At 46.3% G+C, this 18,509-nt stretch carries 15 protein-coding genes; 6 read left to right on the top strand and 9 right to left on the bottom strand.

Annotation, left to right across the window (positions count from 1 at the left end; all coding sequences use genetic code 11):
- Positions 1-195: 195 nt before the first annotated feature.
- The 4 genes from P8596_RS02565 to P8596_RS02550 all read right to left on the bottom strand — a co-directional run bounded on the left by P8596_RS02565 (position 196) and on the right by P8596_RS02550 (position 4,728).
- Positions 196-783, bottom strand: a complete 588-nt coding sequence (locus P8596_RS02565; protein WP_279725742.1) for a hypothetical protein — start codon at positions 781-783, stop codon at positions 196-198.
- Positions 784-920: 137 nt separating this feature from the next.
- Positions 921-1,640, bottom strand: a complete 720-nt coding sequence (locus P8596_RS02560) for a YebC/PmpR family DNA-binding transcriptional regulator (protein WP_279725741.1) — start codon at positions 1,638-1,640, stop codon at positions 921-923.
- A gap of 142 nt (positions 1,641-1,782) precedes the next feature.
- Positions 1,783-3,306, bottom strand: coding sequence for a gluconokinase (gene gntK, locus P8596_RS02555; RefSeq protein WP_279725740.1), 1,524 nt, complete (start codon positions 3,304-3,306; stop codon positions 1,783-1,785).
- Positions 3,307-3,384: 78 nt separating this feature from the next.
- Positions 3,385-4,728, bottom strand: a complete 1,344-nt coding sequence (locus P8596_RS02550; RefSeq protein ID WP_034761093.1) for a GntP family permease — start codon at positions 4,726-4,728, stop codon at positions 3,385-3,387.
- Between the two features lie 305 nt (positions 4,729-5,033).
- On the opposite strand from P8596_RS02550, the gene P8596_RS02545 reads away from it, so the two are divergent.
- Positions 5,034-5,885: a MurR/RpiR family transcriptional regulator gene (locus tag P8596_RS02545; protein WP_034761092.1), complete on the top strand. Its 852-nt coding sequence runs from the start codon at positions 5,034-5,036 to the stop codon at positions 5,883-5,885.
- 42 nt (positions 5,886-5,927) lie between these two features.
- Here the strand turns inward: P8596_RS02545 and P8596_RS02540 are convergent, their stop codons facing one another.
- The 3 genes from P8596_RS02540 to P8596_RS02530 form a co-directional block, all read right to left on the bottom strand.
- The gene (locus P8596_RS02540; protein WP_279725739.1) at positions 5,928-7,250 is read right to left on the bottom strand and encodes an aspartate aminotransferase family protein; all 1,323 of its coding nucleotides are present in this window, start codon (positions 7,248-7,250) and stop codon (positions 5,928-5,930) included.
- A 49-nt stretch (positions 7,251-7,299) separates the two neighbouring features.
- Positions 7,300-8,685 (bottom strand): YjiH family protein, encoded by a 1,386-nt coding sequence (locus P8596_RS02535; protein WP_224521482.1) that lies wholly within the window; start codon positions 8,683-8,685, stop codon positions 7,300-7,302.
- Positions 8,686-8,759: 74 nt separating this feature from the next.
- Positions 8,760-10,157 carry a sigma-54 interaction domain-containing protein gene (locus P8596_RS02530; RefSeq protein ID WP_481900331.1) on the bottom strand — a complete coding sequence of 466 codons (1,398 nt, stop codon included), beginning with the start codon at positions 10,155-10,157 and terminating at the stop codon, positions 8,760-8,762.
- Between the two features lie 203 nt (positions 10,158-10,360).
- Here P8596_RS02530 and kynU point away from each other — a divergent pair, with 203 nt between their 5' ends.
- The 3 genes from kynU to P8596_RS02515 all read left to right on the top strand — a co-directional run bounded on the left by kynU (position 10,361) and on the right by P8596_RS02515 (position 12,539).
- On the top strand, positions 10,361-11,638 hold the full coding sequence (gene kynU, locus P8596_RS02525; protein ID WP_279725737.1) for a kynureninase: 1,278 nt from the start codon (positions 10,361-10,363) through the stop codon (positions 11,636-11,638).
- Between the two features lie 21 nt (positions 11,639-11,659).
- On the top strand, positions 11,660-12,283 hold the full coding sequence (gene kynB, locus P8596_RS02520) for an arylformamidase (RefSeq protein WP_279725736.1): 624 nt from the start codon (positions 11,660-11,662) through the stop codon (positions 12,281-12,283).
- A gap of 115 nt (positions 12,284-12,398) precedes the next feature.
- A complete protein-coding gene (locus P8596_RS02515) occupies positions 12,399-12,539 on the top strand; it encodes a hypothetical protein (RefSeq protein WP_167562116.1) in 141 nt (46 codons plus the stop codon).
- A 107-nt stretch (positions 12,540-12,646) separates the two neighbouring features.
- Here P8596_RS02515 and P8596_RS02510 read toward each other — a convergent pair whose 3' ends face one another.
- A complete protein-coding gene (locus P8596_RS02510) occupies positions 12,647-14,896 on the bottom strand; it encodes a UvrD-helicase domain-containing protein (protein WP_279725735.1) in 2,250 nt (749 codons plus the stop codon).
- A 257-nt stretch (positions 14,897-15,153) separates the two neighbouring features.
- On the opposite strand from P8596_RS02510, the gene P8596_RS02505 reads away from it, so the two are divergent.
- On the top strand, positions 15,154-15,387 hold the full coding sequence (locus P8596_RS02505; RefSeq protein ID WP_224521487.1) for a hypothetical protein: 234 nt from the start codon (positions 15,154-15,156) through the stop codon (positions 15,385-15,387).
- Between the two features lie 804 nt (positions 15,388-16,191).
- On the opposite strand, the gene P8596_RS02500 is transcribed toward P8596_RS02505, so the two are convergent.
- Positions 16,192-16,737 carry a GNAT family N-acetyltransferase gene (locus tag P8596_RS02500; RefSeq protein ID WP_279725734.1) on the bottom strand — a complete coding sequence of 182 codons (546 nt, stop codon included), beginning with the start codon at positions 16,735-16,737 and terminating at the stop codon, positions 16,192-16,194.
- Positions 16,738-16,891: 154 nt separating this feature from the next.
- Between P8596_RS02500 and P8596_RS02495 the strand changes: the two genes are divergently transcribed.
- Positions 16,892-18,499: an amidohydrolase gene (locus tag P8596_RS02495; RefSeq protein WP_279725733.1), complete on the top strand. Its 1,608-nt coding sequence runs from the start codon at positions 16,892-16,894 to the stop codon at positions 18,497-18,499.
- Positions 18,500-18,509 lie beyond the last annotated feature (10 nt).

The following is an 18,509-nucleotide window of genomic DNA, read 5'->3' as shown; positions in this document are numbered from 1 at the left end:
GTATTTATTCAGATTCATCTTTAGCATAACAAAGGCCCTGCTGAGAATGAAGTATTATGCTGAATTTTCAGTCTTTTCGACAAATAAAGTGTTAATGCGACTTTACCCGACACCGACTGCCTCTCAAGACCTCTTTAGATAAAAAAAGGCATATTCCCAACTTCGGAATATGCCTCATTTTCTTTATGAAAGATGTTAAAAAGGGATTCCTTCTTTCTTCGAGATGTCATCATTGAAAGTTCCCACTCCGCTGATTTTTCCCTTTTGAACATCCGGTTGTACGGAAGGATTGGAAGGATAGGTCTTACCATCAAAGCGTAAGCGTTTATAGCCTCCTTTTATCCCCCCACCGGAAACATACATGATCATATTTTTCCAACCATTCGTTTTCTCATTCTCGATGATCACGGGTGACCTGAGTAATGAAAAGGTCGTAACCAGCTTGTACTCACCGTTTTGATTTGTGAATAGTGCACCGCTGCATCCCCCACTTCCACACACTGGGGAACCAACCAGATAAACAAATGTTTCAGGCTGTTGATCATCGTTCAAGTCGATATGATTATAATAGTACTGAATGTGATCTTCACCCTTTTTTAAATCAAAAGCTTTACTAAATGCAGCTTCAAGCATTGGATCTCTTTTCGTTTCTGACTGGACATAGGTCACATCACTGACATCCACTTCAGAATTTTCCCCGTTCGGATGAGCACTTCCGATGGAACCTGTGTACGAGAAGAAGACTATAAATACTACCAGAATCAAAATATGGATATACTTCATCGGATCACCTCAATCAAATTGGTATAACCATAGTTTTACCAGCCTTACTGAGATTATCTGAAGTTTCTATCCGGAAGTCACCATTTTCTAATGCAGAAAATCCCCCTGACACATTCGTCAGGGGGATTCAACAGCTTTTATTCACCTAGATCAACATTATGATATACCTGTTGAACATCTTCAAGATCTTCAATCGCATCAATCATTTTCTCGAATTGAGCTTGATTGTCTTCAGAAAGTTCAACATCATTCTGAGCAAGCATTGTAAGCTCTGCCACTGTAAACTCAGTGATACCGGCACCTTTAAATGCTTCTTGAACAGCGTGGAATTGATCCGGCTCTGCATAAACGATCACGGAATCATCTTCTTCGATGATGTCACGAGCGTCCACGTCCGCTTCCATCAGGATTTCCATTACGTCTTCTTCAGATTTCCCTTCGATGCCAATGACTGCTGTCGCATCGAACATATACGCTACTGATCCACTCACACCCATATTCCCGCCATTCTTACCGAAAGCAGCACGAACCTCGGATGCTGTACGGTTGACATTGTTCGTCAAGGCATCCACGATGACCATGGATCCGTTCGGTCCGAAGCCTTCATAGCGCAATTCGTCATAATTTTCTTCTGAACCGCCCTTTGCCTTTTCGATGGCACGATCGACGATGTGTTTCGGTACGCTATACGTTTTCGCACGTTCAAGAACGAATTTCAACGTTTGGTTAAGTTCAGGATCCGGCTCTCCCTGTTTCGCTGCAACATAAATCTCGCGGCCGAATTTGGCATATATACGACTCGTATTGGCATCCTTAGACGCTTTCTTTTCTTTAATATTATTCCACTTACGTCCCATATCGTTTCACTCTCTTTCATTTATCTATGGATAGTTTCTGATTATAAAAGGTATATTCGTTTCTATTATACATGAAAAAGGCACCTTTTGGCTAAGTGATTCCCTTCCATCCTGTTCCGAAAAAAAAGCCGACTCAAGTGAGTCAGCCTTTTTCCTGGTATGCACTGATGGCTTCGTATTCCTCTTCCAGCAAGCGTGGAACCCGGATAAAAATCGGCATCAACCTCGTATAAGCTTCCGTCGCTTTCGGGTCTGGCTGATGGGAATGAACGGACCCTACCATTTCACTTACTGCTTCCAAAGAGTCGATCATTCCACTGCCGTACATCCCGAGTACGACGGCACCAAGGCATGAGCTTTCAAAGCTTTCCGGTACTTCCACTTCCTGATCGAACACGTCGGCAAGCATCTGGCGCCACAGCTCAGAGCGGGCAAATCCACCGGTTGCCTGGACCCGTTTCGGCGTACCGATCAATTCCTCCAGGGCAAGTAAAACACTGTACAAGTTCATGACGATTCCTTCAAGGACGGCACGGATCATATGCTCTTTTTTATGATGCATCCCGAGGCCGAAGAAAGAACCGCGTGCTTTTGCATTCCAAAGGGGAGCGCGTTCCCCGGCCATGTAAGGATGGAACAGGAGTCCTTCTGATCCCGGCTCTACTTTTGCCGCAATATCCGTTAGTACTTCATAGGGATCCTTCCCTAATCGTTTCGCCACTTCCACTTCACCGGAAGCAAGTTCGTCCCGGACCCATCTGAAGATCATTCCACCATTGTTCACGGGTCCGCCGATCACCCAGTGCTTATCCGTTAAGGCATAGCAGAAGATCCGTCCTTTTGGATCGGTCACCGGCCGGTCCGTCACAGCCCGGATCGCACCACTTGTTCCGATCGTCACGGCGACCACTCCCGGCTCGATGGCATTGACACCAAGATTTGATAGAACCCCGTCGCTTGCGCCGACAACAAATGGCGTATCGGCAGGTAAGCCCAGCATCTCTGTGTATTCAGACTTTAAACCAACCAGGCTTTCTGTTGTGGATACCGGAGTCGACAGCTGATCCTTCGAGACTCCGGCCACTTTCATGGCTTCCTCATCCCAAGCCAGGTTTTCCAGATGGAACATCCCTGTAGCAGAAGCAATGGAATAATCCACTACATACTTCCCAAACAAACGATGGAAAACGAATTCTTTAATCGAGATGAACTTTGCCGCTTTTCCGAACAATTCCGGCTTTTCGTCCTTCAGCCAGGCAAGCTTCACAAGGGGTGACATCGGATGGATCGGCGTACCGGTCCTTCTGTAAATCTCCATCCCGTTCATTTCTTTCTTGATTTTCTCCGCCCATGCAGCACTTCGGTTATCTGCCCATGTAATCGAAGGGGTCAATGGCTGGTCGTTTTCATCCACAAGGATCAAACTGTGCATGGCAGAACTGAACGACACAAATGAAATCGTTTCATTTGTACTTGAAGCCACTTCCTTGACGCACTTCAGGACTGCCTGAAAAATCTCTTCAGGATCCTGTTCAGCCGTCCCGGGCGTTGGTGTATGTAATGGATATTCGATCCCGTGACGCTCGATCGCTTTTCCTTCTTTATTAAATAGTACGGCTTTTGTACTGGTGGTCCCGATATCGACACCGATCATGAATTCTGACATCTTCGTTCCTCCTAAATAAATAGAGAAAAGGAAGAAGCGACATGGCTCTTCCCTCTTCTGCTATTATTCTATCCTATTTTAGCTAATGAATATCCCTAAAATGAACGCAACGGCAAATCCTACAAAACCGATGAGGGTTTCCATCACTGTCCAAGATTTTAACGTATCTTTTACATCTAATCCAAAGTAACGGTTCACGAGCCAGAAACCACTATCGTTTACATGGGAGAATACTGTCGCTCCTGAAGCGATGGCAATAACCATCAAACCAAGAACGGGACCTTGCATACCAAGAGTTTCGATCAGCGGGCTCATCAATCCTGCAGCTGTTACCATGGAAACAGTCGCCGATCCTTGAGCGACACGAACGACCATGGCGATCAAGAAGGCAAGTGCGATCGGTGGCAGGCTTGAACCAGCCATCATATTTCCTAATACTTCCCCAACACCGGAGTCGATCAATACTTGTTTGAATACTCCACCGGCACCCGTTACAAGGATGATGATCCCTGCAGGCTCAAGTGCTTTCGTTGCAATGTCCTGAACTTCCTGGCGGGAATATCCGCGCTTTGTTCCTAACAGAACGAACGTCAATAATGTTGCGATTGTTAAAGCTACGAATGGATGTCCCAAGAAAGTCAGGATGGAACGAATCATGTTTCCTTCATCCAGGATAACACCCGAAAGCGTATTCAATAGAATCAATACTAATGGAATCGAGATAAGAGAAGCAATCAGTGCGAAACTTGGAAGCTCTTTATCGTACTCTATTTCTTCTGCCTGCATATAGTCAGGAACCACTGCGTGAATTCGTTTTGAAATCCATTTTGCAAAAAGTGGACCAGCGATGATCATGGATGGAACACCGGCAATCGCACCAAACAGGATGACCCATCCAAGGTCCGCCCCGATCAAGTCAGCAACCGCGATCGGTCCCGGAGTCGGTGGGATGAAGCTGTGTGTGACGGCAAGACCTGCAAGCAATGGAATTCCATAGTACAGGAGTGACTTGCCTGTTTTTCTGGCCAATCCGTATACAATCGGTACAAGAATGATGAATCCTACATCAAAGAATACGGGAATGGCAACGAGGAAACCTGTGATCCCAAGGGACCATTGTGCCTTGTCTTCCCCAAATTTGTTAATCAAGGTCTGAGCCAGTCGTTCCGCTCCCCCTGATACTTCGAGCATGCGTCCGAACATCGCACCTAACCCAACGACAACCGCGACAAATCCGAGGGTTCCGCCCATACCGCTCTGTATAGATGCCACTACTTCCTGCAGCGGCATGCCGGCCGCGATCCCTACGATTAAACTTACTAATAATAGGGCAACAAAAGCGTGAAGCTTTGTTTTAATTACTAAAAATAATAAAAGAAAAATTCCGGCCAGTGCCACTAAAATGAGCATTTGATCTGACATTGTGTATCCCTACCTTTCTTTCCTCACGGCAGCCCTGCTGCCAAATTTTTTATACCACTTGATCCTGCTTATATGTTCCCGACGGGCAAGTAAAGCGTTTGCAAAACACTCTATGTAACTATGACTCTCCCATTTCAGTATGAGAGCTGCCAATTCGAGAGAACAAAACGAGCAGGAAAATTATTTTCTGTCTATCTCTATTATAAAAAATATTTTTCTTTTTGCAACCGTTTACAGAAATTATTTTTATTTTTCTACAAATCTTGTATAATGAAACTATGAAAACCCTTACAGGAGTGGTGTCAATGAGTCAACATCAACATTGTTTAGCAAGCATCCGTTCTCACTATCCTCAATTCAGTGTGACGGAGAAAAAAATCGCCGACTATATACTGGAAAACCCGAACGAGATCATCCATTCAACGATTAACGGTCTGGCAGAAGATTTGGGAGTGGCCGACTCTACTGTCTTTCGCTTTTGTAAACGAATCGGCTTTAAAGGCTATCAGGCCATGAAAATCGCCCTTGCCTCTGAAATCGTGACCGGACTTAAGGACATTCACGAACGCATCGATGAAGGTGACACGGCACAAACGATCGCCACAAAAGTATTTAAGTCCAATATCAAAACGATCGAAGACACGTTGATGGTGGTGGATGAGAAAAAGCTGATGAAAGCCGTGGACATGATGACTAGCGCCCGCTCCATCGAGTTCTTCGGAAGCGGCGGATCCGGTGTCATCGCCCTCGACGCTTACCATAAATTCATCCGGACCGGTCTGCGCGTGCATGCGGCAAGTGACAGTCACATTCAGCTGATGACCGCTTCCCAGATGACGAGTGACGATTGCGCCGTGTTCATCTCCCATTCAGGATCGACGAAGGATATTCTTCAGCTTCTCGACATTGTGAAAGAAACCGGGGCAAAGACCATCTGCATCACCAATTTCGCTAAGTCCCCATTAAGTCAGAGGGTCGACACGCCCCTCTTCACCGTTTCAGAGGAAACCGACTACCGCTCAGAAGCTCTGTCGTCCCGCATTGCTCAGTTAACATTGATTGATGCTCTCTATGTGAACTTAATGATGAGAAGGGAAACAGAAGGACAGGATGCCCTCCGGAAGATGAGGAAGGCCATTTCGGTTAAAAGGCTATAAAAAAAGGTTGATCAGTTCAGAACTGATCAACCTTTTTTTATTTTAATCCAGATGACTCATCAGTGATGCTTCATATTCCGTCACCGCTTCATCCAGCATGTGAAGACCGGCGTCGATCTGCTCTTTTGTCACCGTAAGGGGTGGAATCATGCGGATCACTTCGGAGTGATTTCCGCACAGATAAAATAAAACCCCTTTTTCAAGCGCCCGGTCAAGGATATCCATCAAGCCTTCCTGATTCGGTTTACGCGTCTTCGGATGGACGATTTCAATCCCGATCATCAACCCCACCGCCCGGATGCTGCCGATCACAGGATGTTTTTCTTTCAACATCTCGAGCCTTGAAACGGCGTATGCCCCCATCGTCTTCGTATTATCAAGGAGTCTTTCCTCCTTCATGACTTCCAGGGTGGCAAGACCGACAGAGCAAGCGATCGGGTTCCCGCCGAACGTCGTGCCATGGCTTCCAAGCGGCCACTGCTTCATCAGCTTATTGGACGCCACCGTCGCGCTCAGGGGAAGACCCGACGCAATTCCTTTCGCGATCGCCATGATATCCGGCGTCACATCGAAGGTTTGTGCCGCAAACCAATTACCCGTACGTCCGAAGCCCGTTTGGACTTCATCGAAAATCAGTAATATATCATGCCGGTCACAAACCTCCCTTACCTTCTTGAGCCAGGCTTTCGGAGGGACGATATATCCCCCTTCACCCAGCACCGGTTCTAAAATGACACACGCCACTTCTTCAGGAGTGACCTGGTGATCAAAAAGCGTTTCAAAATCCTTTTCAAGCTTGCTGACAACATAGCGGGCTGAATCCTCTCCTTCCGGACACTCCCGTTCATTCGCATACGGAATTTGATACGTCAAACCCGAAGGCTGCATGAACTTCCGATACTTACTCTTTGAGGTCGTGACACTGAGTGCACCCAATGAACGGCCATGAAAACACCCCGTAAAGGATATGACATAAGGGCGCTTCGTTACATATTTAGCAAGCTTGATCGCCCCTTCGATCGCTTCCGTCCCGCTGTTGGCAAAGAAGAAACTATCAAGGTCACCCGGAAGGATCTCCGCCAATTCATCAGCCAGGCGAAGGATCGATTCATACATGATGACACCGGAAGGACCGTGCATCAGACCGTCCGCTGCATCCTTGATCGCCTGGACGATTTTCGGATGACGATGGCCCACATTTGTCACGGCGATGCCAGAGGTGAAATCAAGATACTTCCTTCCGTCAAGCCCATAGTAGTAGCACCCTTCTTCTTTCACAACCGGTAAATTCGGATGATCCTTTGCCATGCTCGGTGCCAGACGATCCGGCATCCGTTCGATAAGCTGTTCAAACGTTCGTTCCATTTCAGTACCCCCAGATATTCTTATAGTATAATGCTAGATTGTCGAGGTTTTACATAAAGAAAAAGTGCGCCAGTAATGCGACGATTGGCAGTGTGATGATGGTTCGTTGGATGAAGATGATGAAGAGATCCAGAAAGCTGATGGGAATCTTGGATTTGATCAGCAGGATCCCAATTTCAGACATGTAGATTAATTGAGTCAAAGACATGGCCGCGATCACAAATCTCGTTAACTCACTTTCGATCCCGCTACCCACCACTGCAGGCAGGAACATATCGGCAAACCCGACGATCATCGCAGGGGCAGCATCCGCAGCCTGCGGGATTTGCAATAGTTCAAGGAGTGGGACGACCGGGTAAGCCAGCACATCAAACACCGGTGTATATTCTGCCACCACTAAAGCAAGCGTTCCAAGGGCCATGACGAGTGGAATGAGTCCGAACCAGATATCAAATACGTTTTGCAGTCCTTTTTTGGTCACTTCACCGACACTTTTCACTTCAGATGCTTTTTCAACAGCTTTTTCGAAGCCCCATTGAAGACGGGAAACATCTTCAGGTACTGTTTCAGAGATTTGCATTCCCACCGGCTCGTAATACGTATCTTTCTTACGGGAAAGAGGCGGGATGCGCGGGCAAATCACCGCTGCTGCGATCCCTGCAATGACGACGGTTCCGTATAATTGCACAAACATGGATTCTAAGCCTATGAAACTGACGATCACGAGGCTGAAAGCGATGGAAGCAACAGAGAAGTTGGTTGCAATGACGGCAGCTTCCCGTTTTGTGTAGTAGCCTTCTTCAAATTGTTTCGTTGTAATGAGGACACCAACGGTCCCACTCCCCATCCAGGAAGCCAGGGCATCAATGGAAGACCGTCCGGGCAGCTGGAATAAAGGCTTCATGATCTTCTGCAGCAGGGTCCCGAAGAAATCCATCAGTCCAAAATCTAATAGAAGAGGCATCAATAATCCTGCAAACAAAAACCATGTGGTCAAAACAGGGACCAACGAATACAGAACCGTTCCGCCTGTATAGTCGGATATGATCCATTCCGGTCCGATCCCGTTGACGGTCATGATGGCAAAGACTGAACCGATGACACGGATGGCGATCCAGAACGTACCTACATCGAACAGCCCTTTTAAAAATGGCTGGGTGACGATCCACTTAGGTTGAAGAAGCTTTGTATAAATGGCCATGAGAGCGGATATCCCAAAAATGATCGTCATGAATAATGGCAATACTCCTTCAAATATCCCTTGAAAATAAGAAGCAAAGATCCCGACCCCGATGGTCATGTTCCCTTCGTACGTCACAGGGACCAAAAACAGCAATACTCCTATTAAGGAAGGAATGATAAACTTCATTGCTTCCTTAGCTGATCTCCCGGACCGGGTTTGTAACTGACTGACATTCTGTTTTCCAACCTCCATTGTCAAACACCCCTTTGAAATGATTCATTTATCCTTCTACTCACCAAAGAACTTGCAAGTATCATGCCAACCTTTCATCTAATGCTGTATTTTTTCATTTTTCTGACAACCGAAGGCTGACTGATCCCAAGATTTTGAGCCATTATAGTCGTCGTTTTATACTGCTGCCTCGCTTTCTTCAGCACCTGCTCTTCAACCGCTTCCAGGACGTCCTTTAATGATTGTCCTTCACGGTCAAACTCTGACAGATCCCCACTATGCTTTATGTATTGCCCGGGCAGGTTTTCCATTTCAATGAGCTGCCTCGAAGATGTGACAATCAGCCTCTCGATCAGATTCATCAACTCCCTGACGTTCCCTTTCCATTCCTGAATGAGAAGCTGATGGATCACCCCTTCATCCAATGTCTTCCGGCGCTGATATTTTTCACAAAAATAGCCCACAAAATAATCGATCATCGTTATAATATCCGATGTCCGTTCCCTTAAAGGCGGGATGGTTATGGGAACGACATTCAGGCGGAAGAATAGATCCTGCCTGAATTCCCTGTTCTCCACGGCCATCTCCAAATCCCTGTTCGTCGCTGCCAGGACCCGAAAGTCCACCTTCCTTTGCTTCGTGCCACCGACCCGGTAAAATTGTTTCTCTTGGATGAATTTCAAGATTTTCACTTGATTGGGTTGAGACAGTTCCCCGATTTCATCAAGAAACAGGGTACCGCCTTCTGCAAGTTCAGCCAATCCTACCTTCCCCTTGCGATCGGCCCCGGTGAAAGAGCCGGGTTCATAACCGAAGAACTCAGCTTCAAATAAGGATTCCGGTATGGCACCGCAATTGACTTCAATGAAAGGCCCCCCTTTTCTTTGACTTTTATTATGGATGAATTTCGCAATATGGGACTTGCCGACACCGGATTCCCCTAACAACAGGACATTCACATCCACTTCTGCCACCTGCAGGGCAATCTGGAGAACCCTCTTCATCTCATCACTTGTGGCAATGATCCCTTCCGAATAATAATGACGGCTCCTGAGGATTTCGAGTTCACTTTTCACCCTTTCCATCTCATCTTCCATGTCCTCTAAGTATTTCTTCATATTCAATAATTCCGTGACGTCATGTGAATAGCTGACGACCCGCACAAGCTCACCATTTTCATGGAAAACCGGGATCCCTGTGACCAGGAGCTTTTTTCCATCCTTACTTGTCTGAACCAGGGTAATTTTCCTTTTTTCCTTTAAAACCAATGGAGTCAAAATCGGTGTGAAGATTCCCTCTCTCTCAAGATCATAGACGGATTTCCCTACCATATCCTCTGACTTCACATTATAAATACCACCAGTCGCCTCACTGACTTTCAAAATGATGCCATCTGTATTCGTGACTAAAATATCGTCCTGCAATGAGTGCAGGATTGCTTCATTTTCATTCCAACTTTTTTTCGTCTCACTCACCGTGGTCACCCCTTTCATCTTCTCCGGATTATTCAATTATGAATAATTCCACTGAATTTTATTATATTAATCCATTTATACCAGACTATTTTGACTTTTTATACATTTTTGAATAATTTATTTAAGAATGCATAAAAACCCACTCTCTTATATAACAATTATTTTACTATTCAAATCATTTCGATTATCATTTTGTTAAGACAGTGAAAGGTGGGAAAAGGATGACACATGCATTAACGTTGGAACACGCCAAAGAGATGGATAGACAGGATACGCTTGCCCATTTCCGAAAGGAATTCTACATAAAGGAAGATCACTATTATATGGATGGGAACTCCCTGGGCCTACTATCGAAGCGAGCCGAGGAATCGCTTTTGACCTCATTGAATGATTGGAAGGAACATGGCATCGATGGCTGGATGGACGGGCAGGAGCCGTGGTTCTATTATTCTGAGAAGCTTGGAGAAATGACGGCTCCTTTAGTGGGTGCAGAAAAGGAAGAAGTCATCGTGACGGGTTCCATCACGACGAATCTTCATCAATTACTGGCCACCTTCTATCAACCTCAGGGAAAACGAACGAGGATCCTGGCAGATGAACTGACTTTCCCGTCGGATATTTACGCGGTTCAAAGTCAGCTTGAATTAAAGGGTTATTCCCCTGACGAGCATCTAATACAGGTGGAAAGCAGGGATGGATTTACCCTGCGGGAGGAAGACATCATTCATCAAATGACCGATGAGATTGCCCTTATCCTCCTACCGTCCGTCCTTTACCGAAGCGGGCAGCTGCTGGATATCAAACGCTTGACGGATGAAGCCCACAAACGGGGCATTGTCATCGGATTCGACCTCGCCCATTCAATCGGAGCCCTTCCTCATCAGCTGCACGAAGACGGTGTGGACTTTGCGGTGTGGTGCAATTACAAATACTTAAACAGCGGTCCGGGTGGTGTCGGGGGATTATTCGTTCACAACCGCCACAGAGGGAAAAAGCCCGGTCTTTCCGGCTGGTTCAGTTCACGGAAGGATGCACAGTTCGATATGGATCATACGCTTACTCATGCTGATTCAGCCGGTGCTTTCCAAATCGGGACCCCCCATATTTTGAGCAGCGCCCCCCTCCTCGGTTCCCTTCAACTGTTTGAAGAAGCAGGGATCGAGAATCTGAGACGGAAATCCCTTTCTCTTACAAGATTCATGATGGATGTCTTCCAGCAGGAGCTTAATGGCTATGGATTTACCATCTGTAACCCCCTTGAAGATGAATGCCGGGGGGGACATATCAGTCTGCAGCATGAGGAAGCGGCGAGGATCTGTAAAGCCTTGAAAGCAAACAGGGTGACACCTGATTTCCGGGCACCCAATGTGATCCGCCTGGCACCTGTGGCTCTTTATTCGTCGTACGAAGATGTATGGGAAACGATTCATATTTTGAAAAACATCATGGAAAAAGAAGAATACAAGCAGTTTGAAAATACACGGAACGTTGTCGCTTAACACAGAAAGGATGAGGCAATCATGAAAATCATCGATATTTCAAGACCCTTGCATAATGAAACCCCTGTTTGGCCGGGAGACACGCCTTTTTCCTTTTCCTTGAACTGGACGAAGGAAGAATCGGGATCCGTCAATGTCGGTCAGCTGACCATGAGCTCCCATACCGGGACCCATGTGGATGCCCCCTTCCACTTCGACAGTGACGGGAACCGGATCCTCGATATGGCCCCAGAACGTTTTATGGGACCGTCCATCGTGGTTTCGTTGGAAGGCGCGCCTGAAATCGGTCCTGAACAATTAATAGAGCTCGACTTGACTGATGTCAAAAAAGTTCTGTTTAAAACCAATGCCTGGAGTGATCCAAACCGATTCCCCGGGCATATCCCCCCTGTCACGAAAGAACTTGCCCCTTTTTTAAAGAAAAAGGGCATTGATCTGATCGGGGTGGATCTTCCCTCTGTTGACCCTTTAGACAGCAAGGAATTGCACGCCCATCACTCACTGCGGGAACATGACATCGGAATCCTCGAAGGGATCGATCTTACCCATGTAACTCCTGGGATATACGAGCTTGTAGCCCTTCCCCTTCCTCTTAAAGAAGGGGACGGATCCCCGGTTCGTGCCGTTTTGATTGACCGGACGTAAAATATTCGTGAACCTTTTTTGTCCTTCGGTTCGAATATATCTCCACTCCTTTTTCATAGACTGATAGTAGAAGGCTGCAATCATATAGCGATAGCTATAAAAAGGAGTGGGGTTTATGATGGGAATCACGATCACCATCGGTTTTATCGCGATACTTGGAATCATCATGGGAATTCTTATTTATTTTTTAAGACAGGCCTTGGATTCGAATGATTCGAAGAAGGTTGATTCACGAGATGACCATTTTTCACAGTAAGGGGCCGGTTTACTGATGTTCGCTTGTATGTGAAGCATGTCATAGAACGCTCAATAAATCGCAAAAAAGCCCCGGCGTCCTTCATTTTCCAGGACGCCGGGGCTTTTTTATTCGATAATGTCCTTTTCTCCCAGTTTCATAGGGCTTGAACAAAGGGGACAAACCTTGGATTTGGTATCTTCATGGGTATCGGGCCTCTGCCAGGCAATGCACTCAGAGCTTGTGCACACCCAGGCAAGAATCTTACCCACCTTTCCGCTTCTCGCCTTTTTAGCTGTTTTCGGCTCAGCGTGTGGAGTCTGTTTGAATAAGTCAGCAATAAAGCGCGAGCACTTACGCTGTTCGCCTTGATAATAGGCCGGTGAAGAAATGAACAATTTCTCTTTTGCCCTCGTGATGGCTACATAGGCAAGGCGCCTTTCTTCCTCCACTGCACCCGAAGTCTTCTCTTTTTGGCTCGGGTCCTTATACACCTTATCCTCGAGCTTATTGGCGTTGAGAGCTGAACTGTGGGGAAGATTCCCTTCGATGGCCCCGATTAAAAACACAACGGGGAACTCAAGGCCCTTTGACCGGTGAATCGTCATAAGGGATACACTGTCCGTGTCCCTGCCTCCCCTTTGATTCGAATAGATCTCCTCATACTTCGCTTTCATCTCATCAATGAAGGTAATGAAGCTAGAAATCGTATCAAAGCGCTTCGCTGAGCCTTCAAGCTCGTCCAGCATTTCTTTAATGAGCTCCTTCTGCTCCGTCACCACGTGAGATTCCTGGGCGTCGATGTACTGGTGATAGAATTCCTTCCGGATACGCTTGATGGCACTTTCCGGTGATTGGTCACCGATCGCCTTCAGGAACTTCATCCGTTCTTTCACATTCTTCACCTGGAAAGGCTTCAGCCCGGATAAAGTCGTTAAGTGAATGAGGGGATACTTCTTCCGCTCCTTCTGCTCTTCTTCCAGGATGTGAGCCATTCCCCGGTCTCTTCGGATAAAAAGGGTGGGCAGCAGCGATTCCATGGCTGAAAAATTTCTTGGGACGATCGATAATCGCAAGTAATCCACCACGGGCTTCACGGTCCAGTTATCATAGAAAAGGGAATCCTTCTGATTGTATGGTGTGAAGGGAATCTCCTTTAACAGGAGCTGCTCAAAGACGGCACGCCCACTGCTCATCGTACGGTGGAGAATCGTCATATCTCCATAACCGTAGCCTTCTTCTCGTAATCTCTGAATCTCTTCTGTGATCCAGACGGCTTCTTCATCGGCTGTAGCGGGTCTTGAATAGAGAGGCTTCTGTCCCTCCACTTTTGTAGCGATCAGCTCTTTTTTTCTCCGATGTTCATTCCGTCCGATGACTTCATTCCCGAGCCCGATGATATAAGCGTCTGAACGGTAATTTTCTTTTAAGGTCACGACTTTGGCATCCGGAAACTCCTCATCAAAATCCAAAATGAATTCGTTCCTGGCCCCGTTAAAGGTGTAAATCGTTTGATCATCATCCCCGACCACGAACAGATTACGATGAGCCGCAATCAATTTGATCAATTCATATTGAACCAGATTCGTATCCTGGAATTCATCGACCATCACATACTGGAAACGGTGCTGAAGGGAAGTCAGGAGATTCGGATTTCCCAATAGTAATTGATAGGCCTCTGTCAAAATATCATCAAAATCCATTTTATGATTCATGCGCTTCCACTCTTCATATTTCAAGAGGATGCTTCGCACTTCTTTTTCTGACTTGGACTTCTCGGGGAGCTCCCGTATATCTTTCTGATTCAGCTTATAATGAGAAAGCTTGGCGAGGAGCGTCTCGGCGTCATACGGATCATATATATTCATTTCTCTCTGGATCTGTTTCAAAATGATTTGTTTATAGCGCTCGTTCCCAATCACTTCCTGTGTGTAATGACGGGATCTGAGCAAGTAAAGGAACAGGGCATGAAACGTGCTGGCATGTACCTGTCCACCATGTTCTGCTCCCGGAAGCCTTGAAATCCGCTGCTTCATCTCTTCCGATGCTTTTTTGGTAAATGTGACAAGCAAAATATTTCTTGGCTGAATGTCCTTCACGGCCATTAAGTAGCCTGCACGGCAGACGAGCACCGTCGTTTTTCCCGTTCCAGCACCGGCAAGGGTCAAGCATGGTCCTTTCACATGACGGACCGCTTCAATCTGAGCCGCATTCAGATGAATGCCCGCTTCCTCCATCGTCCGAAAGAAAAAAGCATCCTCGTCATGGGAGGATATCAGCTGCTTCGTGGTTTCCCCCTTATGGAGCGGAGACACGGGGATCTCCTTCTTATCTGCTTCATATGGATAAATGGAATAGTTGGATACTACTTTATTCAAAGCTCATTCTCCTAGCTTTTCTTTCGATTCATAACCTTCTCATCATAACAAGAGCCCTCCGTGAATAGCAATGACAATCTCAGGACGAAACAGATGCACGAGACGATATGTAAATACTGTTAAACGATTGTTTAATCCCCCCAACCCTAGTAGAATAAATGTTTTGAAACACTAAACAAACGTTTGTTTAAATCAGATATGCTCCCAGAGGATTAATATATTGAAAGAAAAGGTATTAGAACATTAGGTGATAAACAATGAAACTGACAAAATGGGGCTACACCCGCTTCAACAGCATAAAAGCAGAATTCGACCACTTCCCCCACTCCCTCGTCATCCTGAGGAAAATCAGAAACTACTACTTCATCAACAAAATCCACTGGTCCCACCTCGACCCCGTCGTCGAAACCCATCACCTAGAACAAATGGAACTGCTGGTGAATAGGGAAATGGATCTCGAGGAGAATTACATTAGAAGGAGATTGGATTAAAGGCTAGAATTTATTGTTTGGATTATCCATGCCTTATAAGTGATACTCAATGAAGAAGCACAGAGTGGAATGTAGCGGAAGGTGCTCGACTCCTGCGGGAAACGCGTGAAAGTTGAGACCCCACAGGGCTTTAGCCCGAGGAGGCTCAACTCACGCCCCGCGGAAAGCGAGCACCTGCAGCGAAAAGGAACGGTCTCTGCCTTAATGAATACTCCTTACAGAGCTACTAAGCTTTTTAAAAAATAAAAAACCAAGAAAAAATAAGATAAACCAAGATAACCGCCCATTTCAATTCAAAAACCACCCAAAATCGCACTATATTGATTATTCTGAACATTTGCATTAATTTTATAATTTGTTAATATATAATTAATAAATGATTTACAAAACAATCTTTAAAGGAAGGCGTGATTCCAATGAAGTGAGTTAGCAAAGCATGTCAGCATCACATCTCGCTTTTGAGATCGGCCCGTGAAAACTGATTTCAAGATGTGTGGATATGCGGGAATGCGCAATCTTATTTCAGGAGATGATTCCAATGAAGAATGTAAGCGAAGCATGCTAACATCATGGTACGCAAGAAGATAGCCAGTGAAAACTATCTTCGTAACATGTGGGCGTGTGGGAAAATCAGCGGCAAACGAAAATAAACTAATAAACCATGCAAGACCATTAATTTAATGTTAAATGAATGTTACGTATGTGTATTAGTAAGAAAGGATAGTAAAGTTAATTGAATAAGGTTTACTTAAGTTAAGGCGCTGTTTATGTGGTATAGGCATAAGCAGCGTCTTAAATTTGTGGTCAGTATTCTTCTTTTAATAAAGAGCAGACAGCCGCATCGCAAAAGACACCTTTTTCAAATGCCGCTTTTCGCAATACGCCTTCAAATGTAAAGCCGGCCTTTTCGAGACTCCTCTTCGATGCCATATTTTCCGGATCGTAATAGGCCTCGATCCGATTAAGATTCATTTCTTCAAAGCCGTATCTCAGGATCGGCTGTAATACTTCCGTGATGACCCCTTGTCTCCAATAGGATGGATGTACCTCAAACCCCACCTCGGCTTTAAAATGTTCTTTCTCCCATTGATGAAAACCGCAGCTGCCGATGATCTCGTTGGATTCTTTCAGGGCAATCCCCCATCGGATTCCTTCATTCAGATGAAACCTTTCGTTCCACTTCTCAATGATCTCCAGTGCCTGTTTTTCCTCATGGAACGATTCCAGATCATAATATCGGGTGACTTCATCTTTTGAGAAATAGTCAAAAACACGGGGAGCATCCCCTTCTTTCATCTGCCGTAAGCGAAATCTATCTGTTTCAAGTGCCGGAAAGGTTCGTGTCAACATGTTCATTCTCCTTTTCTATTTGTTCTCCTTATGTATTCAACATGGGATTTTCCAATGCCTTCTTGTTTGAGAAAGTTTTTATTCATTCACCGTTTGTGTTCTTTCCTTCATCTGGTTACAATCGATGTAATAGATGAAAAAGGATGGGGATGACATGAAGGCCGATAAAATACTGGTAAGCACTGCCCTATTCACCGGGAATGCAGCTGCTCCCATCAACGGATTCGTTGCAGTAAAGGATGACGTGATCATTGGGGTCGGTCCCCGTTCGGAGATGGAGAGTTTCATAGGACCCTCTACGGACGTCAGGGATGCCGGAAACCGCCTGGTGACAGCTGGGTTCCATGACTTTCATCTTCATTGGTTTTTAGGAGCGATGTTTGAGGGGTTTTGCCAACTGACTTTCGGGACCACAGAGGATATGACAGCAAGAATGGTGGCGGAATATGCCCGGGACCATCCCGATGAGGAATGGGTGCTTGGATTTGGATGGCATCATGTCCGCTGGCCGGAGCAGACCACCCCCACCCGCCATTCATTGGACCGGTACCTGCCCCACCGCCCCGTTGTTCTGCTCAATGAAGAAGCTCATAGCGCTTGGTTGAATACAGCTGCCCTCCAGAAATTAGGGATTCACCGGGATACTCCCGCACCTCCTTTTGGTAAGATTGAAAAAGATGCCGACGGTGAACCAACCGGATTTTTATATGAGACGGCCGTACAGTATGTAACGGAGGCTTTTACATTCGAGAAGAAAGTAAAGAACAGATTGATGAATGGAATGCTGAAGAAGACGGCATCCTATGGGATCACTTCCGTTGCCGACATGCTGCCTCTTCCCGGCTATACATTGGGAGACCCCGGGTTTTATCGGGAATTTGAAGAAAAAGGGGAGCTGACGACCCGCATTCACTTCCTGGACGTGCTGGATGGTGACCTCGAGCGTGGCATACTGTTTAGGGAGAAGTATCAATCGGATAAGCTTCAGTTTTCTGGTTTGAAGCAGTTCCTCGATGGGGTCCCCTTGACGTATACGGGGTATTTGCTTCAGCCATACTCAGACCGGCCGACGGAAATTGGCGGGACCATTTATGAACCACATGTTTATCAAAAGTGGATTGAGGATGCTGACCGGGAAGGGTTCCGGATCCGCCTGCACGCTTGCGGGGACGCCGCTGTCCGGTTGGGCCTGGATGTGTATGAGCATGCGAGGAAGGTCAATGGTGCAAGGGATTCCAGACATACGATCGAACATATTGAAGTATGCGACCCAAAGGATTTCGAGCGCTTCCGGAAGCTCGGGGTCATCGCATCCATCCAGCCCGAGCATCTCACGTCAGGTTCGATGGAATCCCATGCATATCTGGACAGACTCGGGATGGAGCGGGCACGCTATACGTGGCCGATCGGTTCATTGCAGAAGCATGACGCAGCCATTGCGTTTGGAACGGACTTTCCGATTGTGGACTTGAATCCGATGCTGGGCCTGTACAGGGCGGTCACACGGAAGCACGAAGACGGCTCTCCTCAAGGCGGATGGAATCCTCATGAGAAAATTTCATTGGCCCATGCCCTGATTCATTACACGAAATCCCCTGCTTACGGAAACTTCAGGGAGCATGATTTAGGAACGATCGAAGTCGGAAAAAAAGCTGATTTAGCCGTTCTGGACCGGAATCCATTTGAAGTTGATCCTGAGGAGATCCTTGAGACGAAGGTATGGATGACAGTGATGGACGGCAGGATTGTGTATGAAAAATAGCGGAAGTGTA

It is taken from the genome of Rossellomorea sp. DA94, from assembly GCF_029834455.1.
GTDB classification, from domain to species: domain Bacteria; phylum Bacillota; class Bacilli; order Bacillales; family Bacillaceae_B; genus Rossellomorea; species Rossellomorea vietnamensis.
Note: the sequence above shows the minus strand (reverse complement) of the source record. Positions and strands in the feature narration are given on the sequence as shown.

Excerpts from the sequence above, each read along its gene's own strand:
- P8596_RS02565 (WP_279725742.1), bottom strand. The coding sequence starts at position 783 with ATGAAGTATATCCATATTTTGATTCTGGTAGTATTTATAGTCTTCTTC.
- P8596_RS02560 (WP_279725741.1), bottom strand. The coding sequence starts at position 1,640 with ATGGGACGTAAGTGGAATAATATTAAAGAAAAGAAAGCGTCTAAGGAT.
- gntK (WP_279725740.1), bottom strand. The coding sequence starts at position 3,306 with ATGTCAGAATTCATGATCGGTGTCGATATCGGGACCACCAGTACAAAA.
- P8596_RS02550 (WP_034761093.1), bottom strand. The coding sequence starts at position 4,728 with ATGTCAGATCAAATGCTCATTTTAGTGGCACTGGCCGGAATTTTTCTT.
- P8596_RS02545 (WP_034761092.1), top strand. The coding sequence starts at position 5,034 with ATGAGTCAACATCAACATTGTTTAGCAAGCATCCGTTCTCACTATCCT.
- P8596_RS02540 (WP_279725739.1), bottom strand. The coding sequence starts at position 7,250 with ATGGAACGAACGTTTGAACAGCTTATCGAACGGATGCCGGATCGTCTG.
- P8596_RS02535 (WP_224521482.1), bottom strand. The coding sequence starts at position 8,685 with ATGGAGGTTGGAAAACAGAATGTCAGTCAGTTACAAACCCGGTCCGGG.
- P8596_RS02530 (WP_481900331.1), bottom strand. The coding sequence starts at position 10,157 with ATGAAAGGGGTGACCACGGTGAGTGAGACGAAAAAAAGTTGGAATGAA.
- kynU (WP_279725737.1), top strand. The coding sequence starts at position 10,361 with ATGACACATGCATTAACGTTGGAACACGCCAAAGAGATGGATAGACAG.
- kynB (WP_279725736.1), top strand. The coding sequence starts at position 11,660 with ATGAAAATCATCGATATTTCAAGACCCTTGCATAATGAAACCCCTGTT.
- P8596_RS02515 (WP_167562116.1), top strand. The coding sequence starts at position 12,399 with ATGATGGGAATCACGATCACCATCGGTTTTATCGCGATACTTGGAATC.
- P8596_RS02505 (WP_224521487.1), top strand. The coding sequence starts at position 15,154 with ATGAAACTGACAAAATGGGGCTACACCCGCTTCAACAGCATAAAAGCA.
- P8596_RS02500 (WP_279725734.1), bottom strand. The coding sequence starts at position 16,737 with ATGTTGACACGAACCTTTCCGGCACTTGAAACAGATAGATTTCGCTTA.
- P8596_RS02495 (WP_279725733.1), top strand. The coding sequence starts at position 16,892 with ATGAAGGCCGATAAAATACTGGTAAGCACTGCCCTATTCACCGGGAAT.